This window comes from Streptoalloteichus hindustanus (assembly GCF_900129375.1).
Taxonomy (GTDB): domain Bacteria; phylum Actinomycetota; class Actinomycetes; order Mycobacteriales; family Pseudonocardiaceae; genus Streptoalloteichus; species Streptoalloteichus hindustanus.
Map to the genome: position 1 here is coordinate 1,058,749 of NZ_FQVN01000001.1, position 14,600 is coordinate 1,073,348.

Here is a 14,600-nt window from a genome sequence, read left to right on the forward strand (position 1 = left end):
TGACAGCTTAATGATGTTCAGGAGTACCTTAACGGCGTTAAATTTAACGACGTTAAGGAGGTCTCGTGGCGACCACGCAGGTCATCGTGGCGGGCGCGGGTCCGGTCGGGCTCACGCTCGCCGCGGAGCTCCGGCTGGCCGGGGCTGAGGTCGTCGTGCTGGAGCGGCTGGCCGAGCCCACCGGGCAGTCGCGGGCGCTGGGCATGCACACCAGGACGCTGGAGGTGCTGGACCAGCGCGGCGTGTTCGACCGCCTCGGCGGTCAGCTCGGCACCTGGGGGCACTTCGGGGCGATCTCGCTGGACTTCGGGGTGCTGGACAGCCACGTCGCGGGCCAGATGTTGATCCCACAGGTCAGGACCGAGCGGGTGCTCGGCGAGTGGGCCGAGGAGCTGGGCGTGCCGGTCCGGCGCGGGCACGAGGTCGTCGGCATGACCCAGGACGCCGACGGGGTCGAGGTGGAGGTGGCGGGACCGGAGGGGAGCTACCGCCTGCGCGCGGCCTACCTCGTGGGCTGCGACGGCGGCCGGAGCACCGTCCGCAAGCTGGCCGGGTTCGACTTCCCCGGCACGGACGCCACGACCGAGTACCTCATGGCCGACGTCGAGGGGATCGACCTCCCCGCGCGGTTCAGCCAGCCGCTGGAGCGGGGCGGGATCAGCTCGTTCCCGCTCGGGGACGGCGTCGTCCGGGTGCTGCTCGCGGAGTGGGGGGCGCCGCCCCGCCGGCGGACGGAGCCGCCGGCCTTCGCCGAGGTGGTCGAGCGGGCCGCCCGGATCAGCGGGGAGGACATCAGCGCCGGCACGCCGCGCTGGGTCACCGCCTTCGGTGACGCCTGCCGCCAGGCCAGCGAGTACCGCAGGGGGCGGGTGCTGCTGGCCGGCGACGCGGCGCACATCCACCTGCCGGCCGGGGGTCAGGGGCTCAACCTCGGCGTCCAGGACGCCGTGAACCTCGGGTGGAAGCTCGGCGCGGTCGTGACCGGGCGCGCGCCCGAGGAGCTGTTGGACACCTACCACTCGGAGCGGCACCCGGTGGGCGCGGAGGTGCTGTTCAACACCAGGGCCCAGTCGTTGCTGCTGAACACCGGCCCCGAGGCGGACCCGCTCCGGTCGATGCTGGCGCGGATCTTCCAGATGGCGGAGGTCAACCGGTACCTCACCGGCCTGATCAGCGCCGTGGACATCCGGTACGAGGTGGGTGCGGGGGAACACTCGTTGCTGGGGCGGCGGATGCCGCACCGCGTTCTGTCCACAGAGGACGGAGAGACGACCACGACCCGGTTGCTGCGCACCGCCAGGGGCGTGCTGCTGGACCTGGCCGACGACGCCGGGCTGCGCGCGGCGGCGGCCGGCTGGTCCGACCGGGTCGACGTCGTCCGCGCGTCCTCGGCCGAGCTGGCCGGCGTCGACGCCGTGCTGCTGCGGCCCGACGGCTACGTCGCCTGGGTCGCGCCGGACACCGGCGAGGCGCTCGACGCCGCCCTCCGGCGGTGGTTCGGGGCGCCGCGCGCCCACTGACGCCCCACCCCCGGGCGATCCACGCGGCGCGCCGCGCGAATGGCGGTCGTGCCGCGTGGCGCCCGGGGTAGGGAGAGGTGTGGACACTCAGGTCGTCGTGGTGGGCGCGGGGCCCGTCGGCCTCATGCTCGCCGCCGAGCTGCGCCTCGGCGGGGCCGACGTGGTGGTGCTGGAGCGCCTTCCCCGCCCCTGCGGGGAGTCCCGGGCCATCGGGGTCACCGCCCGCACGCTGGAGGTGCTGGAACAGCGCGGCGTGCTCGGCCGCTTCGGCGAGCTCTCGCGCCGCCGGCTCGGGCACTTCGGCGCCCTCCCGGTGCCGCTGGACTTCGGGCTCGTGGACGGGGCCCACCCGGTGATGGCGCTGCACCCGCAGGCCCGGACCGAGCGGGTTCTGGAGGAGTGGGCCGTCGAGCTGGGCGCCCGGATCCTGCGGGACCACGAGGTCGTCGGCCTCATGCGGGACCAGGACGGGGTGGACCTGGTGGCGCGCGGCTCCGGCGGCGAGCGCCACCTCCGCGCCGAGTACGTGGTGGGGTGCGACGGCGGGCACAGCACGGTGCGCGCGGCCGCCGGGTTCGCCTTCCCCGGAACGGGCGGGGACCGGCACTTCGTCATGGCCGACGTCGTCGGAGTCCGGCTCCGCCCCCGGCTGTTCCAGCGCAACGCGCGGGGCGCGTTCGCCGTGATCCCGCTGGACGGCGGGGTGACCAGGATCTGGGCGCACGCGCACGGGCGGGGGAAGGCCGCGCCGACCTACGACGACCTGTGCTCGATGCTGCTGCACGTCGCCGGGGAGGACATCGGTGGGGCCACCGCGCGGTGGGTCACCACCTTCGGCGACGCGGCCCGGCAGGCGACCGAGTACCGCAGGGGTCGGGTGCTGCTGGCCGGCGACGCCGCGCACGTCCACTTCCCGGCCGGCGGGCAGGGGCTGAACCTGGGCGTGCAGGACGCGGTCAACCTGGGCTGGAAACTGGCGGCCGAGGTCGGCGGGCGGGCGCCGGCCGGATTGTTGGACAGTTACCACGACGAGCGGCACCCGGTGGGCGAACGCGTTGTCTGGAACACGCGCGCGCAGACGCTGCTCATGGTCGGCGGCCCCGAGGTCGATCCGCTCCGCGAGCTGTTCGCCGAACTCCTGGAGTTCGACGTCGTCAATCGGCGGCTGGCCCGGATGGTGGCCGGGGTCGACGCCCGTTATCCGGTTCCGGGCGGGGACCACCCATTGCTCGGAATGCGGCTCCCGCGCGTCGAATTGTCCACGGGGGGCGGTGTCACGACCACGAGTCGGTTGTTGTGCCCGGCCAGGGGAGTGCTGCTGGACCTGGCCGACGACGCCGGGCTGCGGGCGGCGGCGGCCGGCTGGGCCGATCGGGTCGACGTGGTGACGGCGTCCTGCTCGGCGGCGGAGTTGGCCGGTGTGACCGCGTTGTTGCTGCGGCCGGACGGGCATGTCGCCTGGTTGGCGCCGTCGGGCGGGGGTGGTGTCGCGCCGGAGCTGCGCCGCTGGTTCGGGGTGCCGGCCGCGCGGTCGGATATCATCATCGTCCCGAATCACGGAACTGTTACGTGAGCCTTGTCACGTAGCATTCCGTGAATGCGCAGGTCGTCGCCGTGTCGCTGATACGGCGGACTGACGCCGCCGGAAAACCCTGTTACGTTCCCTGGCCAGGACCAAAAGCGACAGGGGACGCGCGGAGAACGACGGAGGACCTGGCCGGCCACGCTCGGGGCGCCGGCCGGCGCCATTGTCGGGAAAAGGGAATCCCGACCCGTATTTCTTTCGCGCGCCCCCGGTTCGCGGCGAGCGGCGGCGGATATGACGTTTTCCGCCGGCGTCGCCTGGTCGCGACGTTGGCCGCGCGGGCTCGGGTCGGTGTGTAGGGAAGCTCGGGGTGACGGCCCCGGCCCGCGCGGTCGACCACCGCGGAACCGTCGTCCGCCGCTCCCCTCCCCCCGGAGCGGGGGGCGGCGGTTCCGCTCCCGGTGGCCGCGCTCCTCGCTGATCGGACGCGACCAGGCGCGGTCGAGCGCGGCCAGACGTGGCCAGACATGGCCAAGCTCGGTCAGGCCGTCAGGCGGTACCGCTCCGGCTCGAAGTCCAGGCCGGCGCAGGCCGCGCCGAGGTCCCTGCCGAGCTGGGCGATCACCTCGGCCAGCTCCAGCCGGTGGAGCCAGGACCGGGGCAGGACCTCGGCCCCGTGGGTCGCCCCGAGCAGGTTCCCGGTGATCGCCGCCGTGGTGTCGCTGTCCCCGGAGTGGTTGGCCGCCAACAGGAGCGCGTCCCGGAAGCCGGTCGGCTTGTAGCGGACCAGCGCGGCGTAGACCGCGATCGCCAGGGCCTCGGCGGCCAGCCAGCCCGCGCCGAGCCGCTCCACCGACGTCGCCGAGGGGCCGCCCTCGCCCCTGGACTCCGCCCGCAGGTCGAGCACGGCCTGTCGCCGCGCCTCGGCCAGCGCCAGGCCGGTCTCCTCGTCGTCGGCGAGCACCCGTCCGGTGGCCTGGTCGACGGCCTCCCACAGCGGGCGTTCCTGCACCGCGACCAGGTGCACGATGAGCGCGAGCGCGCCGCCCGGCGCCCACCCGCCCGGGTGGCCGTGCGTCAGGGCCGCGGCCTCGCACCCGTGGCGGTAGGCCAGTTCCGCGTGCGCCGCGAAGCCGAGCGGAGCGCTGCGCGCGAGCCCGCCACAGCCCCGGGAGTCGTTGCACGGCTGCTCGATCGAGCCCATCTCGTCGTGCTGCAACGCCCGCAGGCAGGTCAGCCCGGGGGCGCGGGAGGCGTAGACGCGGGGATCGGCGAGCAGTCCCCGAGCGTCCTGGTCGGGCTCCTGCTGTTGCTGGGTCCGCAGCCAGCGGCGGCACCCGTCCCACACCGCCGTCGTGGGCCAGGAGAACCCGTGCTGGTCGACCCGGTTGTGCAGCAACCCCTCGACGGTGAACAGGATGAGCTGGGTGTCGTCGGTGAGCAGGGCGGGGGAGGGCGGCTCGGTGATCCCGTCCGGCCCGTGCTGGCGGTGGATCTCGGCGAGCCGGAGGAACTCCACCGGGGCGCCGAGGGCGTCCCCGAGCGCCCCGCCGAGGAGGCAGCCGGCCGCGCGGTCCATCAGCGCCGTGGGATCAACGTGCACGGCGCACCAGGCTACGGGCGTGATCATCCGAATGCCGAGCGCGGTGCTGGTCACACCACGCGACCAGCGGGAACGCCGGAACGCGCGACCGCGCCGGCGCTCCCGGGCGCCGGCGCGGTCGTGGTCGCGGTTGTGATGGGGACGTGGTCGCGATGTCAGGCGACCGGCGTGAGCTTCGGGCGCTTGGCCCGCACCCCGTCGCCCGAGGACTCGCCGCGCAGCCGGCGGCCGATCCACGGCACGAAGTGCTCCTTCGCCCAGCGCAGGTCCTCCCGGCGCAGCGACACCCAGTCGACGGGCGGGGCGGGCGGCCACGGGTCGTCCCACCGGCTCTCGACCTCGACGCCCAGGGCGTCGCAGGCCCGCAGCGCCACCCGCTCGTGCCCCTCGGGGGACAGGTGCAGCCGGTCGTCGCCCCACGCGCGCGGGTCGTGGAGCACGGTCATCGACCACAGGTCCACCACGCGGCAGCCGTGGCGGTCGGCGGTGGCCCACAGGTGCGTGTTGTAGGTGGCGACCTTGCCCCGCAGGTGCTTCATCACCGGGATCTGCTTGGTGTCGAACCCGGTGCAGATCACCACGTCCGAGCCGGCCGCGCGCATGCGGGCGACCGCGTCGTCGAACAGCGCGGCCAACGCGTCCGGGTCGCTGCCCGGCCGCAGGATGTCGTTGCCGCCGGCGCAGAACGTGACCAGGTCCGGCCGCAGCGCGATCGCCTCCGGCACCTGCTCGTCGACGATCTGCTGGAGCAGCTTGCCGCGCACGGCGAGGTTGGCGTAGCGGAACTCCGGGCGGCCCACGGCCAGCCGCTCGGCGAGGCGGTCCGCCCAGCCGCGGAAACCGTCGCCGTCGAGCGCGGGGTCGTCCAGGCCCTCAGTGAAGCTGTCCCCGATCGCGACCAGGGCGTTCCACCGGTGCACGGCTTTTCTCCCTCCAGAGGTGTCCCGACCGGACAGCATGACCCGTGGGTCTCGACCTACGCGACCGTAACTGACGGTCGCGTCAGTTACGGCGCCGTAGGTTTCGGGTGGCGATGCCGGTGTCAACAGGACAAAAAGGACAGCTCGGCGCCGGGATTCCCCTTTCTGGTGAGCAAAGTCATGCCCGGCGTCGGATGACTGGTCCGACGCCGAACTGTCTGTCCACTGTGGACTATTCGGAGGTGGTCACCGCGCTGGCGCCGCCGGCGCGCCCACCCCGACGAGCCCCGCTCCAGTCGCCCGGAGCCGGCGCTCCGCCTCCTCGTCCGCGCCGACGGCGTCCAGACCGAGCAGCGCCGCGCCCACGACGGGCGGCACCTCCACCACCCGCACCTCGCTGCGCGGGGCCAGCACCGCACAGCTCCGCGCGATGCGGTCGATCAACGCGGGCCCGGCGCCCACCGCGACCCCGCCGCCCAGCACCACCCGGACCGGCTCCGCGAGCAGGTCCAGCCGGCGCAGGGTGACCGTGACCATCAGGGTCACCTCCTCGACCAGCCGGTCCACCAGCCGGCCGGCCACCGGGTCGCCGGCGGCGGCGACCCGGAACAGCAGCGGGCACAGGGCGTGCAGCTCGGTCGGCGGGATCTCGCCGAAGTGCAGGCGCTCGACGAGGACGTCGACCGAGGAGAGCGCGAAGTGCTCCAGCACCGCGGGCAGCAACGCGCTCTCCGGGCCCCGGCCGTCCGCGGCGCGGACCGCCCACCACAACGCCTCGGACGCCAGGAACGAACCGCCGCCCCAGTCACCGGAAATCCGCCCCACGGAAGGGAACCGGGACGTCCGGCCGTCCGGGGCGACGCCGGCGCAGTTGATCCCGGCCCCCAGCACGACCGCCACCCCGACCCCGTCCGGCGTTCCCGCGCGGAGCACGGCGAACGTGTCGTTGCCGACCACCGTCGACCGCGACCAGCCCAGGTCGGTCAGCGCCCGCGACAGCTCGGCCTCCTCCCGGGGGAAGTCGGCTCCCGCCAGGTAGGCCGCGGTGTGCTGGGCCAGGGGCCGCGCGTCGTCGAGGCCAGCGCGGCGCGCCGCGTCCCGGACCAGCTCGTCCAGGGTGGCCATGCTCCTGGCCAGCCCGACGTTCTGCGCCGACGCGCCCGGCCCGCGCACGCTGGCCAGCACGTCACCGTGCGCGTCGACCAGCAGCACGTCGGTCTTGCTGTTCCCACCGTCCAGGGCGAGCACGGCCGCCTTCGGCATGGTGCTCAGCCCTTCGCCCACGGCAGGAACGCGGCGTTGGCCGCCAGCAGCTCGTCGGTCAGCCGGTCCGCGGTCTCGTGCTGGCCGACCAGCGGGTGCGCCAGCAGGGCGTCCGCCACCCGGTCCCGTCCACCGTGGACGGCCGCCTCCAACGCCAGCGCCTCGTAGGCGTAGACGTGCGCGATGAGCCCGGCCATCACCGGAGGCACCGGCCGGACCGGGGCGGGAACCGCGCCGCCGGTGTCGATGGTGCACGGGATCTCCACGACGGCGTCCTCGGGCAGGAAGGGCAAAGCCCTGCCGTTGCGGACGTTCACGACGTGTGCCGCGCCACCCCCGTTCACCAGTGCCTCCACGAGCTGGACCGCGGCCTCGGAGTAGTAGGCGCCGCCCCGTTTGCCCAGCAGCTCGGGCTTGGTCGAGACCGCGGGGTCGGCGTAGATCCGCAGCAGCTCGCGCTCCACGTCGGCCACCACCTCGGCGCGGGGCCGCTCCGCGCGCTGCTCGGCGACGACCCTGTCGTGCTCGTAGAAGTACCGCAGGTAGTAGGAGGGCACGGCGCCCAGGCGGTGCAGCAGCGACACGGGCAGGCCCACCCGCTCGGCGATCTCCCCGGCGCGCTCCTGGAGCAACGCCGGCAGCACGTCCATGCTCGCGTTGGGCCCCTTGATGAGCACGCCCCGTTCCCACGTCAGGTGGTTGAGCCCGACGTGTTCGAGGTAGACGTTCTCCGGCGCCACGCCGAGGATCTCGGCGAACCACCGCTCGAAGCCGATCGCCACGTTGCACAGCCCCAGCGCGCGGTGCCCGGCCTCCAGCAGGGCTCGGGTCACGATGCCGACCGGGTTGGTGAAGTTGACCAGCCAGGTGTTCTCGCCGGCCACCGCCCGCACCCGCTCGGCGATGTCCAGCACCACCGGCACCGTGCGCAGCGCCTTGGCCAGTCCGCCGGCTCCGGTCGTCTCCTGCCCCACGCAGTCGCACGTCAGCGGGAAGGTCTCGTCGGACCGCCGGGCGGCCTGGCCGCCGACCCTGAGCTGGAGCAGCACCGCCGAGGCGCCGTCCGCGCCCCGCTCCAGGTCGCTGGTCGTGCTCACGACCGCCGGGTGCCCCGCCGCGGCCAGGAGGCGTTGGCAGAACGCGCCGACCACGGCCAGCCGCTGCTCGTCCGGGTCGACCAGCGCGATCTCGTCGACGTCCAGGCCGCCCCGCCGGTGGGCGATCCCGTCCACCAGCTCCGGCGTGTAGGTGGAACCGCCTCCGACGACGGTGAGTTTCATCCGAACTCCTATCGGGGGAGACCCCCGGCTGGCGCCGGGGGGACAGAACCGATCACCAACTGTGCTGGCACGGCGGTGGACGGCTTCGTCCGGGCCGGTGGCCGCGCGGGGAGCCCGCCAGCCGGGGAGCGGGGCGTCGAACCGCGAACCTCACCCCGTGCCTCCCCTGCTGGCGGTCGGGTGCGGGCGGGAGTCCCGCGCCCCCGGTCGCGGGGAGGACCTCACCCCTTGACCCCGGTGAACGTGATGCCCTTGACGAAGGACTTCTGGGCGAACAGGAACAGCACGATGGCGGGCAGCATCACGAGCAACGTCGCCGCCATCGTGAGGTTCCACTCGACATTGTGGAGGCCCCGGAAGGACGCCAGGGCCAACGACAGGGTCCAACTCTCCGGGCGTTCCCCCGCGTAGAGCAGTGGGCCGAAGTAGTCGTTCCACGTGTAGAGGAAGCAGAACAGCGCGGCGGCGGCGATGCCGGGGCGGGCCATCGGCAGGATCACCCGCAGCAGCACCCGGAACTCGGAGCAGCCGTCGACGCGGGCGGCGTCGGCGTAGTCCTGCGGGATGGTCAGGAAGAACTGCCGCAGCAGGAAGATGCTGAAGAAGTCGCCGAGCAGGTAGGGGATGACCAGCGGCCACAACGTGCCGGTCAGGCCGAGGCGGGCCCACAGGATGTACAGGGGCACCGCGACGACCTGCGGCGGCAGCAACATGGCCGCCACGACGGCGAAGAAGGCGAGGTTCCTGCCGCGCCACCGCAGGCGGGACAGCGCGTAGGCGGCCGGGATGCTCGTCAGCAGCATGCCCGCGGTGGCCAGTCCCGAGTACAGCAGGGAGTTCCCGAGGTAGGACAGCATCGGGGCCTTGGCGAAGACCTCGGCGAAGTTCTCCCAGCGCCACTCTCCCGGCCAGAGCTGGGTGGTCAGCGTCTGCTGGTCGGACATGACCGCGGTCAGGGCCATGAACAGCAACGGCAGCAGGAACATCAGGCCGAGGGCGATGGCGATGCTGTGCACCGCGATCCAGTGCAGCACCGACCCGCCGCCGGGCCGTGCCGTCCGTCGGGCGGCTGGTGCGCCCAGCGCCGTCGTCATCGCGCCTCCCCCGTTCCCGCGGCGGACCGCATGCGCCGGATCAGCACCACCGTGCAGGCGAAGGAGACGAGGAACAGCAGGGTGCACATCGCGGCGGCGTAACCCATGTTGAAGTAGCGGAACCCCTGTTGGTAGAGCCATGCGGGGAAGGTGAGCGTCGAGTTGCCCGGCCACCCCACGTTCTTGCTGTGGCCGGCGACCTCCGCCGCCCCGGAGGCGACCGACCCGCCGACCACGGCCTGGGTGAAGAACTGCAGCGACAGGATCACCGAGTTCACCACGCCGAACAGCAGCACCGGCGCGATCGAGGGCAGCGTGACGTGCCGGAACCGGCTCCACGGGCCGGCGCCGTCGAGCGCGGCGGCCTCGTACAGCTCGGTCGGCACGTCCAGCAGCGCCGCCAGGATGATGATCATCAGTTCGCCGGAGCACCAGAGCATCAACAACGTCAGCGAGGGCTTGGCCCACGCCGGGTCGGTGAACCAGCCGGGCGGCGAGTCGATCCCGATCGCCCGCAGCCCGGCGTTGACCGGTCCGGTCCCCGGGTTGAACAGGAAGACGAACGCGAGGGTCGCGGCCACCGGCGGGGCCAGCGCCGGGAGGTAGAACACCGTGCGGAAGAACCCGACGCCGCTGCGCAGCCTGGCCAGCACCGAGGCCGTGCCCAACGCGAACACCACCCGCAGGGTCGTCAGGACCACGACCATCCACAGGGTGTTGTACGCGGCCGTCCGCGCGACAGGGTCGCCGGTGAGCAGGTGGACGTAGTTCCGCAGGCCCACCCACTCCGGCGGGTTCAGCCCGTCGGAGCGCGTGAACGAGAAGAACACCGTCGCGACGAGCGGGTAGCAGAAGAACAGCCCGAAGCCGAGGAGTGCCGGGGCGAGGAAGCCCAGGACCACCAGGCGGTGGCGGCCCCGCCGGCGGCGGCGGGGGAGCGGGGGCGGGGCGGCGGACGCGGCGGGCGCCCGTTCGACTGTCGCGGTCATGGCGGGCCTACTTGCCGCCGAGCGCGGCGTTGTCGTCGATCTGCTTGGCCAGCGCGGCCAGCCCCTCGTCCAGGTTGGCCACCTCGCCGTTGAGCCACCGGGTGGCGAAGTCCTCGGTGAACTTCACCGCCGAGGCCAGGGTGGGGCTGCTCGGCGAGCTGGCCAGGTTCGGGCTCTCGGAGATCTTCGTGAAGGTCTGGAAGTTCTCGTCGGCCTGGAGCTTCGGGCTGCGCAGCGCGTCCCTGGTGGTGGGCACGTTCTTCAGGCCGTTGGACAGCTCCACCAGCGCGTCGGTGTCGGTCGTGAGGTGCTTGACCAGTTCCCACGCCGCGCCGGCGTTCTTGGCGCCGCGCGGGATGCCGATGATGGTGCCGGTGGCGTAGCCGGTGCCGTGCAGGTTCTGCCGCGAGTCGGCGACGGGGAACGGCGCGGTGCCGTAGGCGAGGTTCGGCGAGTACTGGGAGACGAACGCGGTGCGGTACTCACCGTCGATCATCATCGCCACCCTGCCCTGCTGGAAGGCGTTGTCGGCGGAGTACTGCTGGCCGGCCGAGGCGGTGAACTTGGCGAGCCGGTCCCTGCCGTAGAAGTCCACGAGCTCCTTGAGCCAGGTGAACATCTCCTTCCACCCGGGGTCGCTGGCCAGGGCGGAGGAGCCGTCCGGCTTCTGCCACCGCGCGTTCCAGTGCGGCGCGAGCATCTGCGGCCGGTGGTTGTAGAAGTTGATGGTGGGCACGAACCCGGCGACCTGGATGGAGCCGTCCGGGTTGAACACCGTCAGCCTCTTGGCGATGTCGGTCAGCTCGGACAGCGTCCTGGGCGGGCTGGTGATCCCGGCCTTCGCGAAGAGCTCCTTGTTGTAGTACAGGCCGTAGACGTCGGCGAGCAGGGGCATCGCGCACCGCGTTCCCCGGTACTCGGTGTAGTCGCGGACCGCCTTGGGGATCTGGTCGAGGTCGACCTTGTCGCGCTCCAGGTAGGGGCCCAGGTTCTGCCACGCGCCCGTGGAGCAGTACTGGCCGAGTTGGTCGGTGGAGAACGAGATCGCCACGTCCGGCGCGGTGCCGCCCCTGATCGACTGGAGGATCTTGTCGTCGTCCTGGCTGCCCTCGCTGCGGACGGTGATGTTGGGGTGCTTGGCGTGGAAGCCGTCGAGCACCCGGTTGAGGGCGGCCAGCTCCCGGTCGGCGAAGTTGCTCCAGACCGAGACGGTCACCTGCTCGTCCGACCTCGGCGCGGGGGCGGCGCCACCGCCGCCGGCGCCGCCGGTCGTGCAGGCCGCGACGAGCAGGCCGGCGGCCACGGCGAGTAACGCGGGGCGTCGTGAGGTGCCCATGTGCCCTCCAGAGGTGGTCAGCGGGGGGTGGACGGGGGGACGGCCGGGAGCCCGAAGACCTGCTCGCGGGCCACGGCCAGCGCCGAGCGCAGCGCGCCCGAGCGGACCGCGCCGGGGCCGGCGAGCGCGGGCTCCACGGGGGTTCGGGGGACGACCAGCCGGTGCAACTCGGCGGCCACCAGGTCGCACAGCTCCCGGACGCCGGGCTCACCGACGCCCACGGACAGCAGCACGAGCTCGGGGTCGACCACGCTGACCACGCCGGCGACGCCGGTGGCGACGCGGCGCGCGACGTCGGCGAGGAACGGCCGGCCGGCGGGGCCCGCGGCCAGCGCCCGGCGCAGCGCGCCCCACCCGCCGCGGGCCGGCAGGCCGTGCGCCTGCCCGAGCCGGGTGATCGCGGCGGAGCTGAGCAGGGAGCCGAACCGGGCGCCGTGCCGGTCGACGCCGGTGTCGTGCTCGGCCCGGTCGGGCACCCGCATCCAGTCGATCTCGCCGGCGCCCCCGGTGGCGCCGCGCAGCAGCGTCCGGTTGATCACGACGGCGGAGCCCACGCCGGGGTTGATGGCCAGCAGCACGAAGTCCCGCACGTCGCGGGCCCGGCCGCTGGCCATCTCCTCGACGGCCACCAGGTTCACGTCGTTCTCCACGACGACCTCGGCGCCGGTCAGCTCGCCCAGCCGGCCGGGCACGTCGAAGCCCTCCCAGCCGGGCAGGTGCGGCGCGAAGCCGAGCCGCCCGGTGCGCGGGTCGACCGCGCCCGGCGAGCCGACGACGACCTGGCTCAGGTCGGCGAGGGTCAGCGCGGCCTGGGCCGCGGCCTTGTCCAGCGCCTCGACGAACGCGGTGAGCACGTCCGCGTCGCGGCCGCTGGGCATCGGGGCGTGGTGCTTGGCCAGCACGGCCCCGGTGATGTCGGCGACCGTGATGTCCACCGCTCTCGGGGTGAGGTCGACCGCGGCCACGTGGGCCAGCGACCCGTTGACCTGCCAGAGCTGGGCGCGCGGACCGCGCCCGCCGCCCCGCAGGCCGCAGCGGCGCACCGTGCCCGCGCTCTCCAGCCGGGCGAGGAGCTGGGCGGTGGCGGGCTTGGACAGCCCGATCAGGGTCTCCAGCTCGGCGCGGGTGAGCGGGCCGCCGCCCACCAGGGCCTCGATCGCGGCGCGGTCGTTGATCTCCCGCAGCAACCGGGGGCTTCCCGCGCGCACCGGGCCTCCCTTGGTCCGGACCACTTCTGGGAACTTCCCAGACGGTAGGGACCGTAGTGACGCGCGCCACGTCGGGTCAATGGGCCGTTCGGCCGCGTCGCGGTGCGAGCGAACTAACGCCGGGGGCCCATGCCGTCAGCGGAGGCGTTCGGGCAGGCTGAGTGCGTGGACCGGGAAGCGACCGAGCGCAGGGACGAGCAGCGACCGACGTCGGCGGCCGGTTCGGGGGAGTCGCTGGCCCGGCTCCTCGGCGGTCGCAGCGCGGCGGTGGACGCCACCCTGCCGCCGGTGGCCTTCGTGGCGGGCTGGCTGCTCGCCAACCAGTCGGTGCCGGTGGGCGCGGCGGCGGCGCTCGTGGTGGGCGCCCTGGTCGCGGTGTGGCGGCTGGCGCGGGGAGACCGGCCGCGCGCGGTCGTGCTCGGGATGCTGGGTGTCGCGGTGGCGGCGCTGATCGCGTTGCGCACCGGGCGGGCGGTGGACTTCTTCCTGGTCCAGGTCGCCTCGAACGCGGCCAGCGCGCTGGCCTGGACGGTCAGCATCGTCATCCGCTGGCCGTTGCTGGGCGTCGTCGTGGGCACGGCGCTGCGGCAGCGCACGCAGTGGCGGAGGGACCCGGCGTTGCTGCGCGCCTACTCGCTGGCGAGCTGGGTGTGGGTGGGGCAGTACGTCCTGCGCCTCGCGGTCTTCGTGCCGCTGTGGTGGGCGGGCGCGGCGGTCGCGCTCGCCGTGGCCAGGGTCGCCCTCACCTGGCCGCTGATCGCGGCGTGTCTCGCGGTGAGCTGGTGGGTCCTGCGGCGGGTCCTGCCCGCGGACCACCCCGGGCTGCGGCACCCGCGCGTCTGAGGAGGGCCGGTCAGGGGCCGACGAGCGCGTGGTGCAGCGCGCGGGCCTCGACGGGGTCCTCGACGAGGTCCAGTGCCGCGAGCCAGGCCGCGCCGGCCGCGCCGTCGGTGGCGGTGCGGACGTCGAGGCGGTCGGCGGCCAGCTGGACGCGGAGCGCGTCGCCGACGGGGTTGCCGGGCTCGGTGAGGCCGCCGATCAGGACGACGGGGCCGGTGTCGTCCGGCGCGCGGGTGGCGGAGACGAGGTCTGCGAGGTGCCGGGCCGCGCTGGCGACGATCTCGCGGGCCGTCGGGTCGCCCCCGGTCGCCGCCGCCGTCACCAGCGGCGCGAACCGCGCCAGCTCCACCGGCCGGGCCCGGTTCGCGGCGGTGATCAGGAGGTCGCGAGGGTTGCCGGGCACGGACCCGACGGCCTCGGCGAGCACCGCCGTGGCCAGTGCGGTTTCGGGGAGGTGGCCGTCCACCACGCGGAGGGTGGCGCGCACCGCCTCCCTGCCGATCCAGAACGCGGAACCCTCGTCGCCGAGCAGCCAGCCGTGACCGCCGACCACGCGCTCGACGCGGTGGTCCCGGACGCGGCAGGCGACCGATCCGGTTCCGGCGACCAGCGCCGTGCCGTCGGGTTCGGCGGCGCCGGCGGCGAACCCGGCCTCCACGTCGGGGACGACCCGCGGGGCGCGGCGCAGACCGGCGGACCGCCACTCCCGCTCGAACAACGCCGCGATCGCCGGGTCGCTCAGCTTGCTGGCGCCGGCCATCGCGAGCACCGCGGCGCGGACGTCGCCCGGGGCCACGTCGGCGAGCGCGTCCCGCACGGCCGCGCCGATCCGCGCGGCCGCCTCCTCCGGCGGGTGTGCGTTGGGGTTGCCCCCCGGGCAGCGCGCCGTGCCCAGCCGGCGGCCGGCGAGGTCGCCGACCACCGCCCTGGTCGTGGTGCCGCCCACGTCGAGTCCGAGAACCACCGCGCCGCCCATCGGGGCAGTATCCCGGCGCGCGCAAGGCGAACCGGCCACCGGGAAA

General features: G+C 74.0%; 12 protein-coding genes. 3 read left to right on the forward strand and 9 right to left on the reverse strand.

The features are described 5' to 3' along the window. Positions 1-65 precede the first annotated feature (65 nt). Together BUE43_RS05010 and BUE43_RS05015 are read left to right on the forward strand one after the other, a co-directional pair. The gene (locus tag BUE43_RS05010; RefSeq protein WP_073480041.1) at positions 66-1,520 is read left to right on the forward strand and encodes an FAD-dependent monooxygenase; all 1,455 of its coding nucleotides are present in this window, start codon (positions 66-68) and stop codon (positions 1,518-1,520) included. 79 nt (positions 1,521-1,599) lie between these two features. Further along, positions 1,600-3,093, forward strand: a complete 1,494-nt coding sequence (locus BUE43_RS05015) for an FAD-dependent monooxygenase (RefSeq protein WP_073480042.1) — start codon at positions 1,600-1,602, stop codon at positions 3,091-3,093. A 493-nt stretch (positions 3,094-3,586) separates the two neighbouring features. Here BUE43_RS05015 and BUE43_RS05020 read toward each other — a convergent pair whose 3' ends face one another. The 8 genes from BUE43_RS05020 to BUE43_RS05055 all read right to left on the reverse strand — a co-directional run bounded on the left by BUE43_RS05020 (position 3,587) and on the right by BUE43_RS05055 (position 12,738). Next, positions 3,587-4,648, reverse strand: coding sequence for an ADP-ribosylglycohydrolase family protein (locus BUE43_RS05020; RefSeq protein WP_234995536.1), 1,062 nt, complete (start codon positions 4,646-4,648; stop codon positions 3,587-3,589). A gap of 155 nt (positions 4,649-4,803) precedes the next feature. Then, positions 4,804-5,568 (reverse strand): SGNH/GDSL hydrolase family protein, encoded by a 765-nt coding sequence (locus tag BUE43_RS05025; protein ID WP_200797353.1) that lies wholly within the window; start codon positions 5,566-5,568, stop codon positions 4,804-4,806. 246 nt (positions 5,569-5,814) lie between these two features. Continuing rightward, the gene (locus BUE43_RS05030) at positions 5,815-6,852 is read right to left on the reverse strand and encodes an N-acetylglucosamine kinase (RefSeq protein WP_407697078.1); all 1,038 of its coding nucleotides are present in this window, start codon (positions 6,850-6,852) and stop codon (positions 5,815-5,817) included. Beyond that, positions 6,837-8,111 carry a family 4 glycosyl hydrolase gene (locus BUE43_RS05035; RefSeq protein ID WP_073480043.1) on the reverse strand — a complete coding sequence of 425 codons (1,275 nt, stop codon included), beginning with the start codon at positions 8,109-8,111 and terminating at the stop codon, positions 6,837-6,839. Before BUE43_RS05035 ends, BUE43_RS05030 begins: the two co-directional genes overlap by 16 nt. Positions 8,112-8,332: 221 nt before the next feature. After that, positions 8,333-9,205 carry a carbohydrate ABC transporter permease gene (locus BUE43_RS05040; RefSeq protein WP_083959310.1) on the reverse strand — a complete coding sequence of 291 codons (873 nt, stop codon included), beginning with the start codon at positions 9,203-9,205 and terminating at the stop codon, positions 8,333-8,335. Next, positions 9,202-10,194, reverse strand: coding sequence for a carbohydrate ABC transporter permease (locus BUE43_RS05045; protein WP_083959311.1), 993 nt, complete (start codon positions 10,192-10,194; stop codon positions 9,202-9,204). The genes BUE43_RS05040 and BUE43_RS05045 overlap by 4 nt, the downstream gene beginning before the upstream one ends. A 7-nt stretch (positions 10,195-10,201) precedes the next feature. Next, positions 10,202-11,530: an ABC transporter substrate-binding protein gene (locus BUE43_RS05050; RefSeq protein WP_073480044.1), complete on the reverse strand. Its 1,329-nt coding sequence runs from the start codon at positions 11,528-11,530 to the stop codon at positions 10,202-10,204. A gap of 17 nt (positions 11,531-11,547) precedes the next feature. Further along, positions 11,548-12,738: an ROK family transcriptional regulator gene (locus BUE43_RS05055; protein ID WP_143173934.1), complete on the reverse strand. Its 1,191-nt coding sequence runs from the start codon at positions 12,736-12,738 to the stop codon at positions 11,548-11,550. A gap of 234 nt (positions 12,739-12,972) precedes the next feature. Here BUE43_RS05055 and BUE43_RS05060 point away from each other — a divergent pair, with 234 nt between their 5' ends. After that, positions 12,973-13,581: a DUF3159 domain-containing protein gene (locus BUE43_RS05060; protein WP_234995567.1), complete on the forward strand. Its 609-nt coding sequence runs from the start codon at positions 12,973-12,975 to the stop codon at positions 13,579-13,581. A gap of 10 nt (positions 13,582-13,591) precedes the next feature. On the opposite strand, the gene BUE43_RS05065 is transcribed toward BUE43_RS05060, so the two are convergent. Then, positions 13,592-14,554, reverse strand: coding sequence for an N-acetylglucosamine kinase (locus BUE43_RS05065; protein ID WP_073480046.1), 963 nt, complete (start codon positions 14,552-14,554; stop codon positions 13,592-13,594). Positions 14,555-14,600 lie beyond the last annotated feature (46 nt).

Bases quoted from the DNA above. Each gene is read 5' to 3' on its own strand.
- BUE43_RS05035 (WP_073480043.1), bottom strand. From the start codon at position 8,111: ATGAAACTCACCGTCGTCGGAGGCGGTTCCACCTACACGCCGGAGCTG.
- BUE43_RS05045 (WP_083959311.1), bottom strand. From the start codon at position 10,194: ATGACCGCGACAGTCGAACGGGCGCCCGCCGCGTCCGCCGCCCCGCCC.
- BUE43_RS05065 (WP_073480046.1), bottom strand. From the start codon at position 14,554: ATGGGCGGCGCGGTGGTTCTCGGACTCGACGTGGGCGGCACCACGACC.
- BUE43_RS05050 (WP_073480044.1), bottom strand. From the start codon at position 11,530: ATGGGCACCTCACGACGCCCCGCGTTACTCGCCGTGGCCGCCGGCCTG.
- BUE43_RS05040 (WP_083959310.1), bottom strand. From the start codon at position 9,205: ATGACGACGGCGCTGGGCGCACCAGCCGCCCGACGGACGGCACGGCCC.